Annotated in this window: 14 protein-coding genes; 12 read left to right on the top strand and 2 right to left on the bottom strand. The window is 70.3% G+C overall.

All coding sequences use genetic code 11. The features are described 5' to 3' along the window. Positions 1–247 precede the first annotated feature (247 nt). Genes J3486_RS06990 through J3486_RS06980 form a run of 3 tightly spaced genes read left to right on the top strand, consistent with a single transcriptional unit; the run spans position 248 to position 3,596 of the window. Entirely contained in the window at positions 248–1,801 is a 1,554-nt protein-coding gene (locus tag J3486_RS06990) for an aldehyde dehydrogenase family protein (RefSeq protein WP_207819162.1), read from the top strand. A gap of 28 nt (positions 1,802–1,829) precedes the next feature. Further along, positions 1,830–3,059, top strand: coding sequence for a formyl-CoA transferase (gene frc / locus J3486_RS06985; RefSeq protein WP_207819702.1), 1,230 nt, complete (start codon positions 1,830–1,832; stop codon positions 3,057–3,059). Beyond that, positions 3,060–3,596, top strand: coding sequence for a carbonic anhydrase (locus tag J3486_RS06980; protein WP_207819161.1), 537 nt, complete (start codon positions 3,060–3,062; stop codon positions 3,594–3,596). A gap of 40 nt (positions 3,597–3,636) precedes the next feature. Here J3486_RS06980 and J3486_RS06975 read toward each other — a convergent pair whose 3' ends face one another. After that, positions 3,637–4,329 (bottom strand): GntR family transcriptional regulator, encoded by a 693-nt coding sequence (locus tag J3486_RS06975; protein WP_207819160.1) that lies wholly within the window; start codon positions 4,327–4,329, stop codon positions 3,637–3,639. Between the two features lie 237 nt (positions 4,330–4,566). Here J3486_RS06975 and J3486_RS06970 point away from each other — a divergent pair, with 237 nt between their 5' ends. From J3486_RS06970 to J3486_RS06940, 7 genes are all read left to right on the top strand, one after another. After that, positions 4,567–5,310 (top strand): acyl-CoA dehydrogenase family protein, encoded by a 744-nt coding sequence (locus J3486_RS06970; protein WP_207819159.1) that lies wholly within the window; start codon positions 4,567–4,569, stop codon positions 5,308–5,310. A 181-nt stretch (positions 5,311–5,491) separates the two neighbouring features. Beyond that, a complete protein-coding gene (locus J3486_RS06965; protein WP_207819158.1) occupies positions 5,492–5,965 on the top strand; it encodes a formate dehydrogenase subunit gamma in 474 nt (157 codons plus the stop codon). A 12-nt stretch (positions 5,966–5,977) separates the two neighbouring features. Continuing rightward, positions 5,978–7,609 carry an NADH-quinone oxidoreductase subunit NuoF gene (locus tag J3486_RS06960; protein WP_207819157.1) on the top strand — a complete coding sequence of 544 codons (1,632 nt, stop codon included), beginning with the start codon at positions 5,978–5,980 and terminating at the stop codon, positions 7,607–7,609. After that, the gene (fdhF, locus tag J3486_RS06955; RefSeq protein WP_207819156.1) at positions 7,606–10,383 is read left to right on the top strand and encodes a formate dehydrogenase subunit alpha; all 2,778 of its coding nucleotides are present in this window, start codon (positions 7,606–7,608) and stop codon (positions 10,381–10,383) included. The genes J3486_RS06960 and fdhF overlap by 4 nt, the downstream gene beginning before the upstream one ends. A 1-nt stretch (position 10,384) precedes the next feature. Next, positions 10,385–10,603: a formate dehydrogenase subunit delta gene (locus J3486_RS06950; protein WP_229377670.1), complete on the top strand. Its 219-nt coding sequence runs from the start codon at positions 10,385–10,387 to the stop codon at positions 10,601–10,603. 163 nt (positions 10,604–10,766) lie between these two features. Then, positions 10,767–11,738, top strand: coding sequence for a 2-dehydropantoate 2-reductase (locus J3486_RS06945; RefSeq protein WP_207819155.1), 972 nt, complete (start codon positions 10,767–10,769; stop codon positions 11,736–11,738). A gap of 80 nt (positions 11,739–11,818) precedes the next feature. After that, positions 11,819–12,757: a LysR family transcriptional regulator gene (locus tag J3486_RS06940; RefSeq protein WP_207819700.1), complete on the top strand. Its 939-nt coding sequence runs from the start codon at positions 11,819–11,821 to the stop codon at positions 12,755–12,757. A gap of 25 nt (positions 12,758–12,782) precedes the next feature. Here J3486_RS06940 and J3486_RS06935 read toward each other — a convergent pair whose 3' ends face one another. Then, positions 12,783–14,315, bottom strand: a complete 1,533-nt coding sequence (locus J3486_RS06935; protein WP_307804716.1) for a FadD7 family fatty acid--CoA ligase — start codon at positions 14,313–14,315, stop codon at positions 12,783–12,785. A 272-nt stretch (positions 14,316–14,587) separates the two neighbouring features. On the opposite strand from J3486_RS06935, the gene oxc reads away from it, so the two are divergent. Both oxc and frc (J3486_RS06925) read left to right on the top strand, forming a co-directional pair. Further along, a complete protein-coding gene (gene oxc, locus J3486_RS06930; protein WP_207819154.1) occupies positions 14,588–16,342 on the top strand; it encodes an oxalyl-CoA decarboxylase in 1,755 nt (584 codons plus the stop codon). Between the two features lie 87 nt (positions 16,343–16,429). Continuing rightward, entirely contained in the window at positions 16,430–17,686 is a 1,257-nt protein-coding gene (gene frc / locus J3486_RS06925; RefSeq protein ID WP_207819153.1) for a formyl-CoA transferase, read from the top strand. The last annotated feature ends 27 nt before the right edge of the window (positions 17,687–17,713 follow it).

Genomic DNA, 17,713 nt, shown 5'->3' with positions numbered 1-17,713 from the left:
TCGCGGCCGGGATATTGCATACAGTCGACGAATACTGTATGAAGAGTGTTATCCCTCACTGGATGGGTGGGTGTCCAGGGGTCGTCCGGATCTTTTAACGCTGAATGAAGCTTCAACCGGGCCGCAAGATCAACCCCCTTGACGACACCTCGGCCGACACCACCGCTGTCCGCCTGTCACCACCCGCCCCACGAAGGCCCATCGGGCCTCGGCATCTCGACTGTGCACCGAGAGCGGAGAGAGACTCATGGCAAACACCCTCAAGTCCGGTACGTCCTGGTCCGATGCTTGGCAGCGTTGCCTGGCTGTGGCTCCGGAGGCGTTCCGGGACGATCGTGTGCTGAATCTGTGGGGTGGTGAGTGGCGTGCGGACGGTCGTGCGTTGTCTGCCACTTCGCCGGTGGACGGTGGTCCGATCGCGGGTCCGCCGCGGTTGGATGCCGTGGCGGCGCATCGGGCGGTGCGCGCATCGCTCGACCAGCACCGCGCCTGGCGCCACACGCCACTGGAGGAGCGCAAGGCGCGGGTGAGCGCGGCGCTCGATGCGATGACCGAACACCGGGAGCTGCTGGCTCTGCTGCTGGTCTGGGAGATCGGCAAGCCGTGGCGGCTCGCGACGGCGGACGTGGACCGGGCCATCGACGGCGTCCGCTGGTACGTGGAGCACATCGACCGGATGATGGCCGGCCGTGTGCCGCTCGCGGGTCCGGTGTCGAACATCGCGAGTTGGAACTATCCGATGAGTGTGCTCGTTCATGCGGTACTGGTTCAGGCACTGGCAGGTAATGCGGTCATCGCCAAGACCCCGACCGATGGTGGTGTTTCCTGTCTGACGCTGGCGTGTGCGTTGGCGGCGCGTGAGGGTGTTCCGGTCACGTTGGTGAGCGGGAGTGGTGGGCAGTTGTCGGAGGCGTTGGTGCGGGCGCCGGAGATCGGTTGTGTGTCGTTCGTGGGTGGTCGTGACACGGGTGCGGCGGTGGCGACGGCGGTCGCGGATCTGGGTAAGCGGCACATTCTTGAGCAGGAGGGGTTGAACGCCTGGGGGATCTGGAACTTCTCGGACTGGGAGCGGCTGACGGCCGTGATTCCCAAGTTGTTCGACTACGGCAAGCAGCGGTGTACGGCGTATCCGCGGTTTGTGGTGCAGCGGGATGCGTTCGACGATTTCCTGGCGGCGTATCTGCCTGCGGTGCGGACGTTGCGTGTGGGGCATCCGCTGGCTGTCGAGGGGCCTGAAGACCCGTACCCGGCACTGGACTTCGGGCCGCTCATCAACGCGGCCAAGGCCAAAGAACTCACCGATCAAGTGGCCGAAGCGGTCGACAGGGGTGCCGTCCCGCTGCACCGGGGCCGGCTGGACGAGGCCCTGCTGCTGTCCGGCCAGGACACGAGCGCCTACGTGCCGCCCGTCACGCTGCTCGGTCCGCCGTCGTCGTCGCCGTTGCATCATGCCGAGCCGTTCGGTCCGGTGGACACGATCGTGCTGGTGGATACCGAGGCGGAGTTGCTGGCGGCCATGAATGCGTCCAACGGTGCGTTGGTGGCGACGTTGTCGACGGACGACGAGGCGACGTTCGCGCGTCTGGCGCCGCAGATCCGGGCGTTCAAGGTCGGTCATGGGGTGCCGCGGTCGCGTGGTGACCGGGACGAGCTCTTCGGTGGGTTCGGGGCGTCGTGGCGCGGTGCGTTCGTGGGCGGGGAACTGCTCGTGCGCGCGGTCACCGACGGGCCCGACAGCTCCGGCGGAGTCGGCGGCGAGCGGCTGCCCGGCAACTTCCCCGAGTACCAACTCATGCCCTGATGTGCAACGGAGAGAGTGGGTGGCGATCATGACAAAGGCCCTGGAAGGCATCCGCGTCCTGGACATGACGCATGTCCAGTCGGGCCCGTCGGCGACGCAGTTGCTGGCGTGGCTGGGTGCGGATGTCGTCAAGCTGGAGGCTCCGTCGGGGGACATCACGCGTCGGCAGTTGCGGGACATCCCCGATGTCGATTCCCTCTACTTCACGATGCTCAACTGCAACAAGCGCAGCATCACCCTGAACACCAAGACCGAACGCGGCAAGCAGCTGCTGACCGAGCTGATCGCCCGCAGTGACGTCATGGTGGAGAACTTCGGCCCCGGCGCCGTGGACCGCATGGGCTTCACCTGGGACCGCATCCAGGAGATCAACCCCCGCATCGTCTACGCCTCCATCAAGGGCTTCGGCGAAGGCCCCTACACCAACTTCAAGGCCTACGAGGTCGTCGCCCAGGCCATGGGCGGCTCCATGGCCACCACCGGCTTCGACGACGGCCCCCCACTGGCCACCGGAGCCCAGATCGGCGACTCCGGCACCGGCATCCACACCGTCGCCGGCATCCTCGCCGCCCTCTTCCAACGCGAGAACACCGGCCGCGGCCAACGCGTCAACGTCGCCATGCAGCACGCCGTCCTCAACCTGTGCCGCGTCAAACTCCGCGACCAGCAACGCCTCACCCACGGCCCCCTGCCCGAATACCCCAACGAAGACTTCGGCACCGAGGTCCCCCGCTCCGGCAACGCCTCCGGCGGCGGCCAACCCGGCTGGGCCGTCAAATGCGCCCCCGGCGGACCCAACGACTACGTCTACGTCATCGTCCAACCCGTCGGATGGCAGCCCTTGGCCGAACTGATCGGGCGGCCGGAGATGGCGGAGGACCCCGAGTGGGCGACGCCGGAGGCACGCCTGCCGAAGCTCACCAAGATGTTCCAGCTCATCGAGGAGTGGACCTCCACCCTCCCCAAGTGGGACGTCCTGGAACGGCTCAACGCCCACAACATCCCCTGCGGCCCGATCCTCTCCACCAAAGAGATCATCGAGGACCAGTCCCTCGTCGCCAACGACATGATCGTGGAAGTCGAGCATCCCGAACGCGGCACGTACCTGACCGTGGGCAATCCGCTCAAGCTCTCCGACTCCCCGGCGGAGATCACCGCCTCCCCGCTCCTCGGCGAGCACAACCTCGACATCTACGCCGATGAACTCGGCTTGGACCAGGCCGAATTGACGCTTCTCGCAGAGCAGGGGGTCATCTGAATGGCGACCACGACACAGTCGGCCACCGCGGGCACCACCCCCGTCACCGACCGCCTGATCGAGGCGAACGCCCGATACGCCGCCGCGTTCACCGACCCCGGCATGGACGCCCGTCCGGTCCTGGAGGTCGCCGTCGTCGCGTGCATGGACGCCCGGATCGATCTGCACGCCGCGCTCGGTCTCGGTCTCGGCGACTGCCACACCGTCCGCAACGCGGGCGGTGTGGTCACCGACGACACCATCCGGTCCCTGACGATCAGCCAGCGGGCCTTGGGCACGCGCAGCGTGGTCCTCATCCACCACACCGGATGCGGACTCCAGTCGCTCACGGAGGAGTTCCGGCACGAGCTGGAGCGCGAGGTCGGACAGCGGCCGTCGTGGGCGGTGGAGGGCTTCACCGACGTCGACCAGGACGTCCGGCAGTCGATGTGCAAGGTGCGTACGTCACCGTTCCTGCCGCACACCGACGACGTACGCGGATTCGTCTTCGACGTGCACACCGGGCAGTTGCGAGAGGTGGACGCGCCGGTGGCGTGATCCGCCACCGGCGCAGTCCGTCGTGAGCCCCCGCGGCCGGTCAGAGCTCCAGACCGGCCGCGGCCTCGATCTGCCGGCAGTAGAAGTCCGTGGTGTTCTGCGTGTGCCGGCGCATCAGGGCCTCGGCCTGGTCCGGGTCGCCCGCGCCGATCGCCTCGATGATCAGGGCGTGCTCGCTCCAGGCGTCGTTGCCGCGCGGCTTGGCGATGGGCATGTAGTACCAGCGCACCCGCTGGTCGACTTGCGGGATCAGCTCGGCCAGGACGGCGTTGCGGGACAGCGTGGTGATGTGGGAGTGGAGCGCGGCGTTGGCCTCCACGATCGCCCGCGCGTCCTGCGCGGTCAGTGCGTCGAGGCCGGCCTGCTGCAACACCCACAGCCGGGCGACGTCGTCCGCGGTCGCGTGCTCGGCCGCGCCGCGCGCCGAGTACGTCTCCAACACGGCGCGCACACCGAGCAGTTGGGCGCACTCCTGCACGGTGGGCGAGTGCACGAAGGCGCCCTGCGCGGGGCGCAGATCGACCCAGCCCGCGGCCTGGAGCCGCTGCAGCGCCTCACGGACCGGCTGCCGGCTCACCCCGAGACGGTCGGCGAGATCGGCCTCCACCAGGTGCTGCCCCGGCATCAGCCGGCCGCTGATGATCATCTCGATCAGGGCCTCGTAGACGGCCTGCCGCAGCGGGGCGGGCCGGGAGATCGGGCCGCGAGCGGCCACGGCGGGTACGTCGGGCATGGGTGAGCCCTCCCTTGTCCGTCCACTGACGTGACGTCAGAGGCGCTTGGGATACTGACTTTAGTATGCAATAGACAGTCTTGAACAAGGCCCGTAGGGGCGGGAGTTGAAACTCGGCCCGTCGCACATCTGGCGCTGGATCGCCCTGCGGAATACTGTATGCAATCATCGCGTCGCCGCTCAGCGGCAACGCGCTCCCTGCTGGCAGCTCGCTGACGAGAACGAGGGAGTCGCCTCGTGTCGCACCGCACCGCACTTGCGCAGATCCTGAACGAAGTCATCGCCCCGGACGCCGAACTGGCCCGCATGCAGGGCAAGTTCCCGCGCGCCGCCGTCACGGCGCTCGGCCGCGTGGGCCTGCTGGGGCTCACGGTCTCCCCCGAACTCGGCGGTGGGGGAGCGGGGTTCGAGGAAGCCGCCGACGTCGTGGCGGAGGTCGGCCGCGTCTGCCCCGCCGCGGCGGCCGTGCTCCGCTCGCACTACGCGGCGACCGCCGTCGTCGAGGCGTACGGAAGCGCCTGGCTGCGCGGCGAGATCGCCTCCGGGCGCCATCTGTGCTCGCTCGCCCTCGTGGAGCAGGGGGGTGGCGAGTCCGATGCCCCGCGCTCCACGGCCCACCGCACCGCCGGCGAGGTCGTGACCCTGCGCGGCCGCAAGCGCCAGGTGGTCGCGGCGGGGGAGGCCGACAGCTACGTATGGTCGACGCGCCCCTGCGGCGGCCCGGCGGGTGAGGGGCCATCCGGTGACGGGCAGCATCTGTGGCTGGTCCCGGCGCACGCCCCTGACCTGTTCGTGCCCGCCCGGCCGGTGGGCTCCGGTCCGCGGGGCAGTGCCACCTCCACCGTCTGCGCCGACCCCGTGCGCGTACCCGCAGGTGCGCTGCTCGGTGACGAGCGGGCCATGGCGGACGTCCTGCGCCCCTGGCTCCTGGCGTCGGGTCCCGCGGCGCCGGACCGCGCGCCGACGCTTGTCACGTCCTGAGAACCCCTCGAACATCGGTGTACGGCAGGGAAATTGAGGGATCGGGTGGTCCGATTCCGTCCCGCTACTTTACGGCGGGCTTCTGTATACAGAAGTCTGTATGGAGTGGTGTCCTTGTCTCCCGCGCCCGCGGTCCCCTGCGACCGCGCCGGAGACCCGCACGACGGAAGGCGGAGCGATCATGACGAGCAGCGGGACGGACGTGTCGGTCGAGAGCGTGGTCAGGAGAGTGGCGGCCGCACACCGTGCCGAGCGCGGCGCGCTGTTGCCCGTACTCCACGCCGTACAGGCCGAGTTGGGGTGCGTGCCACAGGAGGCGGTCCCGGTCCTCGCCGACGAGTTCAACCTGTCCAGGGCCGACGTCCACGGGGTCGTGACCTTCTACCACGACTTCCGGCGGGAACCGGCGGGCCGCACCACCGTCCGCATCTGCCGCGCCGAGGCCTGCCAGGCCCTGGGGGCGGAACGGCTGCTGGGGCACGTACGGGAGTCCGGCCTGACGCCGGGGGAGACCACGGCGGACGGCGCGGTCACCGTCGAGCAGGTCTTCTGCCTCGGCAACTGCGCGCTCGGCCCCTCGGTGGAGGCGAACGGGCGGCTGCACGGTCGTGTGACCCCCGAGCGCCTCGGCGCGATCCTCAATGGAGCGGTGTGACAAGTGAGTTCGATGAAGACGAGGACGACTGACAGCGGCACGGCGAAGGCCGGCCCGACCACCGTCTACGTTCCGCGCGACGCGGCCGCCCGCTCCGTCGGCGCCGACGAGGTCGCCGAACGGTTCGAACGGGCCGCGGTGGACGGTGAGTTCACCGTCGTACGCAACGGATCGCGCGGGATGCTCTGGCTCGAACCGCTCGTCGAGGTGGCGACGCCCGCAGGCCGGATCGGCTACGGACCCGTCACCCCCGATGACGTGCCCGACCTCCTCGCCGCCGGGCTCCTGGACGGCGGCGACCACCCCCTGCGCCTCGGGCCGGTCGATCAACTGCCCTGGCTGGAACGGCAGAACAGGGTCACGTTCGCGCGCGTCGGCGTCATCGACCCGCTCTCGCCCGAGGACTACGAGGCGCACGGCGGCCTGCGCGGGCTGCGCGCGGCCCTCGCCATGACACCCGCCGACGTCGTCACCGAGGTCACCGACTCCGGACTGCGCGGCCGCGGCGGCGCCGGCTTCCCGGCCGGCATCAAGTGGAAGACGGTCCTCGACTGCGAGGACGAGCTCAAGTTCATCTGCTGCAACGCCGACGAGGGCGACAGCGGCACCTTCGCCGACCGCATGGTCATGGAGGGCGACCCGTTCCTGCTCATCGAGGGCATGACGATCGCCGCGCACGCGGTGGGCGCCCGCGAGGGATACCTCTACATCCGCTCCGAGTACCCGGACGCCATCGCCACGATGCGCGCCGCGATCGACATCGCGCGCGGCAGCGGCTGGCTCGGCAGCGGCATCCTCGGCTCGCCGCTCGACTTCGACCTGCACGTGCGGGTCGGCGCGGGCGCGTACATCTGCGGCGAGGAGACCTCCATGCTGGAGAGCCTGGAGGGCAAGCGCGGCATGGTCCGCGCGAAACCGCCGATCCCGGCGATCGAGGGCCTGTTCGGCAAACCGACCGTAGTCAACAACGTCCTCACGCTCACCACGGTCCCCGTCGTCCTCGCCGACGGCGCCAAGACCTACCAGGACCTCGGCGTCGGCCGCTCCCGCGGCACCCAGGTCTTCCAGCTCGGCGGGAACATCAAGCACGGCGGCATCGTCGAGACCGCCTTCGGCATCACGCTGCGCGAGCTGATCGAGGAGTACGGCGGCGGCACGCTCAGCGGCCGTCCGGCGCGCGCCGTCCAGGTGGGCGGGCCGCTCGGCGCATACCTCCCCGAGTCGCGGTTCGACCTGCCGATGGACTACGAGGCACTGGCCGAGGCCGGCGCCATGCTCGGCCACGGCGGTGTCGTCGTCTTCGACGACAGCGTCGACATGGCGGCACAGGCCCGCTTCGCGATGGAGTTCTGCGCGGAGGAGTCCTGCGGCAAGTGCACCCCCTGCCGGGTCGGCTCCGTCCGCGGCGTCGAGGTCATCGACCGGATCGTCGCGGGCGAGCGGCGCGACGAGAACCTGGCCCTGCTCGAGGACCTCTGCGAGCTGATGACCGACGGTTCGCTGTGCGCGATGGGCGGGCTCACCCCGATGCCCGTCCGCAGCGCGCTCGCCCACTTCCCCGACGACTTCCTCGACAGAGGCGACCGTCCGCTCCTGCCCGTCCATCCCGTACGGCAGACGACACGAACGGAGGGCATGGCATGACGCTCCTCAAGGAACCCGACTACGGAACACCCGAGCGCCCCGGACCCGCCACGGTGTCGGTGGAGATCGACGGCCGGCAGGTCACCGTCCCCGAGGGCACCTCGGTCATGCGGGCCGCGGCCCAGGCCGGCGTCGACATCCCGAAACTGTGCGCCACCGACAGCCTGGAGGCGTTCGGCTCGTGCCGGCTCTGCGTCGTCGAGATCGACGGCCGGCGCGGCGCCCCCGCCTCCTGCACCACCCCCTGCTCCGAGGGCATGTCGGTCCGCACCCAGACCCCGAAGGTGGAGAAGCTCCGCCAGGGCGTCATGGAGCTGTACATCTCCGACCACCCGCTGGACTGCCTGACCTGCCCCGCCAACGGGGACTGCGAACTCCAGGACATGGCCGGAGTGGTCGGCCTGCGCCAGGTCCGCTACGGCTACGAGGGCGAGAACCACCTCGACGCCGAGAAGGACACCTCGAACCCCTACTTCGACTTCGACCCGGCCAAGTGCATCGCCTGCTCGCGGTGCGTGCGCGCCTGCGGCGAGGTGCAGGGCACGTTCGCACTCACCATCGAGGGGCGCGGCTTCGAGTCGAAGGTGGCGGCGGGCGCGGGCGAGTCGTTCATGGACTCCGAGTGCGTCTCGTGCGGCGCCTGCGTCCAGGCCTGCCCGACCTCGACGCTCCAGGAGAAGTCGGTGGTCGACCTCGGCATGCCGACCCGTTCGGTCATCACCACGTGCGCGTACTGCGGCGTGGGCTGCAGCTTCAAGGCCGAGCTGCGCGGCGACCAGGTCGTGCGGATGGTCCCGTACAAGGACGGCGGCGCCAACGAGGGCCACTCCTGCGTCAAGGGCCGCTTCGCCTTCGGCTACGCCTCCCACCCCGACCGCAAGCTTAGGCCGATGGTCCGCGAGTCGATCACCGACCCGTGGCGCGAGGTGGAGTGGGACGAGGCGATCGGCACGGTCGCCCGCCGGATGCGTGAGATCCAGGCCCGGTACGGGACGGGCGCGATCGGCGCGATCTCCTCCTCGCGCTGCACCAACGAGGAGGTGTACGTCGTCCAGAAGATGGTCCGCGCCGCCTTCCGCAACAACAACATCGACACCTGCGCCCGCGTCTGCCACTCGCCCACCGGCTACGGCCTCAAGCAGACCTTCGGCGAATCGGCCGGCACCCAGGACTTCCGCTCGGTCGCCGAGGCCGACGTCATCATGGTCATCGGCGCCAACCCGACCGACGGCCACCCGGTGTTCGCGTCCCGGATGAAGCGCCGGCTGCGCGAGGGCGCCGAACTCATCGTGATCGACCCGCGCCGCATCGACCTCGTGCGCTCCCCGCACATCCAGGCCGCGCACCACCTCCAGCTGCGGCCCAGCACGAACGTCGCCGTCGTCAACGCCCTCGCGCACGTCGTCGTCACCGAGGGCCTCGTCGACAAGGGGTTCGTCGCGGCGCGCTGCGAGGGGTACGAGGACTGGGCCGAGTTCGTGGCGCGCCCCGAGAACAGCCCCGAGGCGACCGAGGAGATCAGCGGCGTCCCGGCCGCCGAACTCCGCGCCGCCGCCCGCCTGTACGCGGGCGCGCCCAACGGCGCGATCTACTACGGGCTCGGCGTCACCGAGCACAGCCAGGGTTCCACCATGGTCATGGGAATGGCGAACCTCGCGATGGCCTGCGGCAACATCGGCCGCGACGGCGTCGGCGTGAACCCGCTGCGCGGCCAGAACAACGTACAGGGCTCCTGCGACATGGGCTCCTTCCCGCACGAGCTGCCCGGCTACCGGCACGTCTCGGACGACGCGGTGCGCTCCGTCTTCGAGAACCTGTGGGGCGGAACCCTCCTCCCCGAACCGGGACTTCGCATCCCCAACATGTTCGACGCGGCGATCGAGGGCGACTTCCGCGGCCTGTTCGTGCACGGCGAGGACATCGCCCAGTCCGACCCCAACCTCCGGCACGTCACGGCGGCCCTGGAGGCGATGGAACTCGTCGTCGTCCAGGACCTGTTCCTCAACGAGACGGCGAAGTTCGCCCACGTCTTCCTCCCCGGGGCCTCCTTTCTGGAGAAGGACGGCACGTTCACCAACGCCGAACGGCGCGTCAACCGCGTGCGGGCCGTGATGCCGCCGAAGTCCGGCAAGCACGAGTGGCAGATCGTGTGCGAGATCGCCACCGCCATGGGCTACCCCATGGACTACGACGACCCGTCGCAGATCATGGACGAGATCGCCACGGTCACCCCGACGTTCACCGGTGTCTCCTTCGATCTCATCGACAAGCTCGGCAGCGTCCAGTGGCCGTGCAACGAGCAGGCCCCCGAGGGCACCCCGACCATGCACGTCGACGCATTCGTGCGCGGCAAGGGCAAGTTCGTGGTGACGTCGTACGTGCCGACCGACGAGCGCAGCACCCGGCGCTTCCCGCTGGTGCTCACCACCGGGCGCATCCTCAGCCAGTACAACGTCGGCGCGCAGACCCGGCGCACCGGCAACGTCGCCTGGCACCCCGAGGACGTCCTCGAAGTGCACCCGCACGACGCGGAGGAGCGGGGCATCCACGACGGCGACCTCGTCACGCTCGCCAGCCGCGTCGGCACGACGACCCTGCACGCGCAGATCTCCGACCGGATGCCGCCCGGCGTCGTCTACACCACCTTCCACCACCCGGTCACGGGCGCGAACGTGGTGACCACGGAGAACTCGGACTGGGCGACCAACTGCCCGGAGTACAAGGTGACGGCGGTCCAGGTCGGACGCGCCCCGGCCGCCGCGGTGGTGGACTGACATGACACATTCCACCGTCCCGGCCGAGCGCCGGATGGCCAACGACATCGCCCGCAACCACGGCCACCTCCCCGGCGACCACGCCGCCGAGGCGATCGCCGGGCACGTCGGCAGGTTCTGGGACCCGCGGATGCGGCAGCGGCTCTACGACCTCGTCGACGCCGGGGACGACGCCCTCGACCCGCTCGTGGTGGCGGCCGTACGGCTGATGCGGATCTAGGGCGCCGGACAGCCATCTCCCAGGATGGCCGCCGCGCGACAGGGCACGCGCGGCGGCCATCCGCTTTCTCGTACGCACATCAGTCCGGCCCGCTCACGTGCTGTGCGGCACCGATGAGCCGGCCGGGAACCCCTCCACACCCTCGAACCCAGGAGGAGCACCCATGAAGATCGCAGTCCTCGGCGCCGGAGCCATCGGCGCCTATGTCGGAGCGGCCCTGCACCGCGGCGGCGCCGACGTGCACCTCGTCGCCCGCAAGGACCATCTGCGCGCCATCCAGCAGAACGGCGTCCAGGTCCTCAGCGACCGCGGCGACTTCACCGCCCGCCCGCACGCCACCGACGACCCGAACGAGATCGGCCCCGTCGACTACGTGTTCCTGGGCCTGAAGGCGCACTCCTACCCGTCGAGCGGCTCGCTGATCGCCCCGCTCCTCGGCGAGCACACCGCCGTCGTCGCCGGCCAGAACGGCATCCCCTGGTGGTACTTCCACAAGCTGACGGGACCGTACGAGGGCCGGCGCATCGAGGCCGTCGACCCGGGCGGCGCGACCAGCAAGGTGCTGCCGCCCGAGCGGGCCATCGGCTGCGTCGTCTACCCGGCGACCGTCATCGAGTCCCCGGGCGTCATACGGCACTTGGAGGGGACACGGTTCTCCATCGGCGAGCCCGGCGGCGGAACCTCCGAGCGATGCGCGGCGCTCAGCGACGCGATGGTGGCGGGCGGCCTGAAATGTCCCGTGGAGCCGAACCTCCGCGACGACATCTGGATCAAGCTGATGGGCAACGCGGCCTTCAACCCGATCAGCGCGCTGACCCGCGCCACCATGGTGGATATGTGCCGGCACCCGCTGACCCGCACCATGGTGGCCCGCGTCATGGAGGAGATCCTCGACATCGCGGCCCGCGTCGGCTCGTCGCCCGACATCTCCATCGAGAAGCGGCTGCGCGGCGCCGAGGGCGTCGGCGCCCACAAGACGTCCATGCTCCAGGACCTGGAGGCCGGCAAGCAGCTGGAGCTCGACGCGATCGTCACGGCGGTGGTGGAGATGGCCGACATCACCGGCGCCGACGCGCCGACCCTGCGCACCGTGCACGCGGCGACGGATCTGCTGGCCCGCACGGCGGCCGCGTAGCGCAGGGGTCTTGCCAGGTCGGCAAGGGCCCGGCAGGCTGCCAATGATCATCGCGGCCAGGGTGGGAGGAGATGCGGCACATGCTGTTCCGGCAGTTGGAGTACTTCGTCGCGGTCGCAAGGGAACGGCACTTCGCGCGCGCCGCCGAGTCCTGCTACGTCTCCCAGCCCGCCCTGTCCGCGGCCATCGCCAAGCTCGAACGCGAGCTGAACGTCACGCTGATCAACCGCGGCCACAACTACCAGGGGCTCACCCCCGAAGGTGAGCGCCTGGTGGTGTGGGCGAAGCGGATCCTCGCCGAGCAGGAGGCGTTCAAGGCGGAGGTGGCCGCCGTCCAGTCGGGTATCACCGGGACGCTGCGGCTCGGCACCGACCCGACGGCGTCCACCACGCTCGCGCTGCCCGTCGGCGCGTTCTGCTCGGCGCACCCGCTGGCCAAGGTGCAGGTCCGCTCGCGCCTGTCGACGAAGGAGCTGCACCGCCAGCTGCGCGACTTCGAGCTCGACGCCGCCATCGCCCACTTCGACCCGGACGACCAGGAGGGGCTCCAGGTCGTCCCGCTCTACCAGGAGCGCTACATGCTCCTGGTCTCCGTCGAACAGGCCGCGTCCCTCTCCGGCGAGCTGACCTGGGCGGACGCCGCGCAGCTCCCGCTCGCCCTGCTCACCCCCGACATGCGGATCCGGCAGATCGTCGACAAGGTCTTCGCCGACAAGGGCCTCGAAGTGACCCCGCAGGTGGAGACCGACTCGATCGCCTCGCTGTACGCGCATGTGGGCGGCGGCGAATGGGCGAGCATCGTCCCTCACACCTGGCTCCGCGCGATGCCGGTCGTCGGTCGTACCCGGGCGCTGCCCCTCCTCGACCCGGAGGCGGGCGCCCAGGTCTCGGTGGCCATCCACGCGGGCACCCCCGGCTCGGTGGCGGCCCGCGCCTTCGTCAGCGCGGCCACCGCCCTGAACCTGGACGAGGTCTTCGCCCACCCGCTGCCGACGGGGCCGCAGACGCGGGTGCGCTGAGAGCCTGTGTCCGAGCGCGGGCCGTTCACGCGTACCGGTCCCGCACCGCCAGCCGGTCGAGGCCGCCCTGCGCCGTCCTCGGCAGCGCCGACACCAGCACGATCCGGTCCGGAACCGCGGCCGCCGCCAGACGTTCCCTGCAGTAGCGCAGGATCTCCTCCGGGCCCGCGCACTCCTCACCCCGTACGACGACGGCCGCGCCCAGATGCTGTCCGTCCACCGCGTCCGGCACCGCGAACACGGCCGCCTCCGCGACCGAGGGGCACCCGGCGAGGACGTCCTCCACGTACTCGGGGGAGATCTTCCGCCCGCCGCGCAGGATCAGGCTCTCGATGCGGCCGGTCAGCGACAGATAGCCGTCCGCGTCCAGGGAACCCAGGTCACCGGTGCGCAGCCAGCCGTCCGTGAACCCCCGTGCCGTGTCCGCGGGGCGGGCCAGATATCCACGGGCCACCGTCGGCCCCTGCACCCACACCTCGCCCCGCACCCCGGCCGGGCACCGCTGCCCGTGCTGGTCCACGACGCGCAGCCGCACCCCCGTGGCCCGTCCGACGGTGCCGTGCTTGAGCGGCCCGTACGACGGCAGCGGCTCGCTGGCCACCTGGTGCGCGGCCTCGGTCATCCCGTACGCGGACAGCAGCGGCGCCCCGAACATCCGCTCAAGGGCGCGCTGCGTGGCGGCGTTCAACGGGGCACCGCAACTGCGGACGAAGCGCAGCGGCGGCGGGGGAGGGGCCGCGGGGTCGTCGGCCTCCGAGCGGTCCAGGAGCAGCTCGTGGACGGTCGGCACCGCGGTGAACCAGGTGGCGTCCACGGCCCGCAGATCCGCCCAGAACGTCTCCGCCGCGAACCGGCCGCCGGTCGGCAGCAGCACGCATCCGCCGCTGGCCAGCGACGACAGCAGCGTCGCGAACAGGCCGTGCCCGTGGAAGAACGGCATGACCGCGACGGTCGCGTCGTCCGGGCCCAGCCGGTAGCAGGCGCAGATGTTGCGCACGGACGCCGCCGCGTTGGCGTGCGTCAGCGGCACCATCCGGGCCCGCCGGGTGGTGCCCGCGGTGAACAGGACGAGGGCGTCCCCGGGCCGCACGGTCCGGGCGACACGCTCGTCGGACAGCGGGCCCGGACGGAAGTCGACGGTGTCGGGCCGCACCCGGAGCGTCCACTCCCCGGCGCCCTCGCCCAGCACCGCCCGCACCCCCAACGCCCGGACACGCGCCCGTAGTTCATGGTCGGGCAGCGCCGGGTCGAGGGGTGCGACGGCCACCCCGGTGCGGGCCGCGCCGAGCAGGGCGACCACGAACTCGGCGGTGTTGCCCGCGACGAGCCCCAGCAGGTCGCCCGGCCGCAGCCCCGCCTTGGTGAGATGGCCCGCGGTCTGATCGGCGAGCGAGTCGAGCGTCCGGTACGACAGCGGCCACGACGGCTGCGACAGCGGCTGCGACGGCGGCTGCGGCGACGGCGAGCCGGGCACGACGAGCGCACGGGAGTGGGGCCGCACGCGGGCCTGCCGGTCCAGGAGACCGGCGAGCCCCTCGACCGTGATCGGTCCTTCCACGCCTCCCACCTCCACCACGTAGGGAGCAGCAGTCCTCAGTGAGGGTGCGGTCGGCTGCCGCCCACGTCCAATACGCACTCCCGAACACCCGATAGCGACCGCTTATCAACAAGGAAACAGCAGGTCGGAGGCCGTGGATCGGCACCAACTCGGCCTCGATAGACGTTGTTTATCGCCTGGAAGCCGATGGGTCTTGGACGCGGCGCCGCGGGCTGCCGAAGGTGAAGTCAGTAGCCGCTCCGGCAGTGCCTGTCCAAGGAGGAACTCGGATCATGACCGCAGACTCGACCGCTGACCACACCGCCCAGGCCGCGGCAGCAGACGACGCGCCGGGCGAGCTCACCGACGGGTACCACCTGGTCGTCGACGCGCTGAAGCAGAACGACGTCGACACCATCTACGGAGTCGTCGGCATCCCCATCACCGACCTGGCCCGCCTCGCGCAGGCCGAGGGCATCCGCTACATCGGCTTCCGCCACGAGTCCAACGCGGGGCACGCCGCCGCCATCGCCGGCTACCTCACCAAGAAGCCCGGCATCGCGCTCACCGTCTCCGCGCCCGGCTTCCTCAACGGTCTGGTCGCCCTCGCCAACGCCACCACCAACTGTTTCCCGATGGTGCAGATCTCCGGCTCCAGCGAGCGCCACCTCGTCGACCTCAAGCAGGGCGACTACGAGGAGATGGACCAGCTCGCCGCCGCCCAGCCGTTCGTGAAGGCCGCCTACCGCGTCAGCCGCGTCGAGGACATCGGCCGCGGTATCGCCCGCGCCCTGCGCACCGCGATCTCCGGCCGTCCCGGCGGCGTCTACCTCGACATCCCCGCCGCCGTTCTCGGCTCCGTGATGGACAAGGCGGCCGGGGCGAAGACGCTGAGCCGCCTCGTCGACCCGGCGCCGCGCCAACTCCCCGCCCCCGAGGCGGTGGACCGGGCGATCGACCTGCTCGCGAACGCCGAACGGCCGCTGATCGTGCTCGGCAAGGGCGCCGCCTACGCGCAGGCCGACGACAAGATCCGTACGTTCGTCGAGTCGACCGGCATCCCGTACGTACCGATGTCCATGGCCAAGGGCCTGCTCCGCGACGACCACCCGCAGTCCGCGGCCACCGCCCGCTCGCTCGCGCTGAAGAAGGCCGACGTCGTCATGCTGGTCGGCGCCCGCCTCAACTGGCTGCTCAACCACGGCGAGCGCGGCTGGAACCCGGACGCCACGTTCGTCCAGGTCGACATCGAGGCCCGGGAGATGGACTCCAACCAGCCCATCGCCGCCCCGCTCGTCGGCGACATCGAGTCCGTCCTCGACCAGCTCGCCGAGCGCACCAAGCCCGGCCAGATCACGGCCCCGGCCGCCTGGCGCGACGAGCTCGCCGCCCGCTCGGAGCAGAACGTCGCCAAGATGGCCAAGCGGCTCGAAGCCGACCCGCACCCGATGCAGTTCATGGGCGCGCTCAAGGCCGTGCGCGACGTGGTGCACCAGCACCCGGAGACGTACATCGTCAACGAGGGCGCCAACACCCTCGACATCGCCCGCAACGTCATCGACATGCACCACCCGCGCCGCCGTCTCGACAGCGGCACGTGGGGCGTCATGGGCATCGGCATGGGGTACGCCATCGCCGCCGCCGTCGAGAGCGGGGGCGCGCCCGTCGTCGCCATCGAGGGCGACAGCGCCTTCGGCTTCAGCGGCATGGAGCTGGAGACGATCTGCCGGTACCAGCTGCCGGTCATCACCGTGATCATGAACAACGGCGGTGTCTACCGCGGCGACGAGGTGATCGGCGAGGGCCCCGCCCCGACGACCCTCATGAGCGCGGCCCGCCACGACCGGATGATCGAGTCGTTCGGCGGCAAGGGCTACCGCGCGACCACCCCCGCCGAGGTCACCGCCGCCCTCACCGAGGCCATCGCGGCCGGCGGCCCGGCGCTCATCGACTGCGTCATCGACCCGTCGGCCGGCACCGAGAGCGGCCACATCGCCCACCTCAACCCGAAGGGCATCACGAGCGGCAACATCGCCGCCAAGAAGTGACGCCCTGCCGAAGCCGGTATCCCGCCCGCACCACCCAGCCCGTCCTCGCTCGTTCACGAGGCTCGCTCACGAAAAGGAAGCACGCACATGAGTGAATTGCCGCTCGCCGGTATCAAGGTGATCGACTTCACCGGCGTCCAGGCCGGTCCCGCCTGCACCCAGATGCTCGCGTGGTTCGGTGCCGACGTCCTCAAGGTGGAGCGCACCGCCGGTGGCGACGTCACCCGCAACCAGCTCCGCGACGACCCGGACCTGGACGCCCTCTACTTCACGATGCTCAACAGCAACAAGCGCTCGCTGGCCATCAACACCAAGACACCCGAGGGCAAAGAGGTCCTGGAGAAGCTGATCAGGGACGCGGACGTCCTCGTCGAGAACTTCGCCCCGGGCGCCCTGGACCGCATGGGCTTCTCCTGGGAACGCATCCAGGAACTCAACCCGCGCCTGATCTTCGGCTCGGTCAAGGGCTTCAACGAGTGGTCGTCCTGGAACGACCTCAAGACGTACGAGAACGTCGCCCAGTGCGCCGGCGGCGCGGCCTCCACCACCGGCTTCTGGGACGGTCCGCCCACCATCTCCGGCGCCGCGCTCGGCGACTCCAACACCGGTATGCACCTGGCAATCGGCATCCTCACCGCGATCATCGACCGCAACAAGACCGGCAAGGGCCAGAAGGTCTCCGTCTCCATGCAGGACTCCGTCCTCAACCTCTGCCGCGTCAAGCTCCGCGACCAGCAGCGCCTGGAGAAGATCGGCTACCTGGAGGAGTACCCGCAGTACCCGAACGGGGAGTTCACCGACATCGTCCCGCGCGGCGGCAACGCGGGCGGCGGCGGCCAGCCCGGCTGGGTCCTCAAGTGCAAGGGCTGGGAGGACGACCCGAACGCGTACATCTACTTCACCGTCCAGGAGCAGAACTGGAAGCGCACCGCCGAGGCCATCGGCCACCCCGAGTGGGCCGAGGACCCGGAGTACGCGACGGCGCGCGCCCGACAGTCGCACATCTTCGAGATCTTCGCGGAGATCGAGAAGTGGCTCGCGGACAAGACCAAGTACGAGGCCGTGGACATCCTGCGCAAGTGGGAGGTGCCGTGCGCCCCGGTGATGAGCATGAAGGAGATCGCGTACGACAAGGACCTGCGCGAGGCCGGCACGGTCGTCGAGGTCGAGCAGAAGGGCCGCGGCACCTATCTCACCGTCGGCAGCCCGGTGAAGTTCTCCTCCTTCAAGCCGGAGATCGTCGGCGCCCCGCTGCTCGGTGAGCACAGCTCGGAGGTGCTCGTCGAGCTCGGGTACGACGAGGAGTCCATCGGCCACATGAAGGAGTCGGGCGTCATCGTCTGACCGGCACGGTGCGGCACGACGAAGCGG

The sequence above is a fragment of the Streptomyces sp. VRA16 Mangrove soil genome (assembly GCF_017377775.1).
Taxonomy (GTDB): domain Bacteria; phylum Actinomycetota; class Actinomycetes; order Streptomycetales; family Streptomycetaceae; genus Streptomyces.
This window is presented reverse-complemented; position numbering and strand designations above follow the sequence as displayed.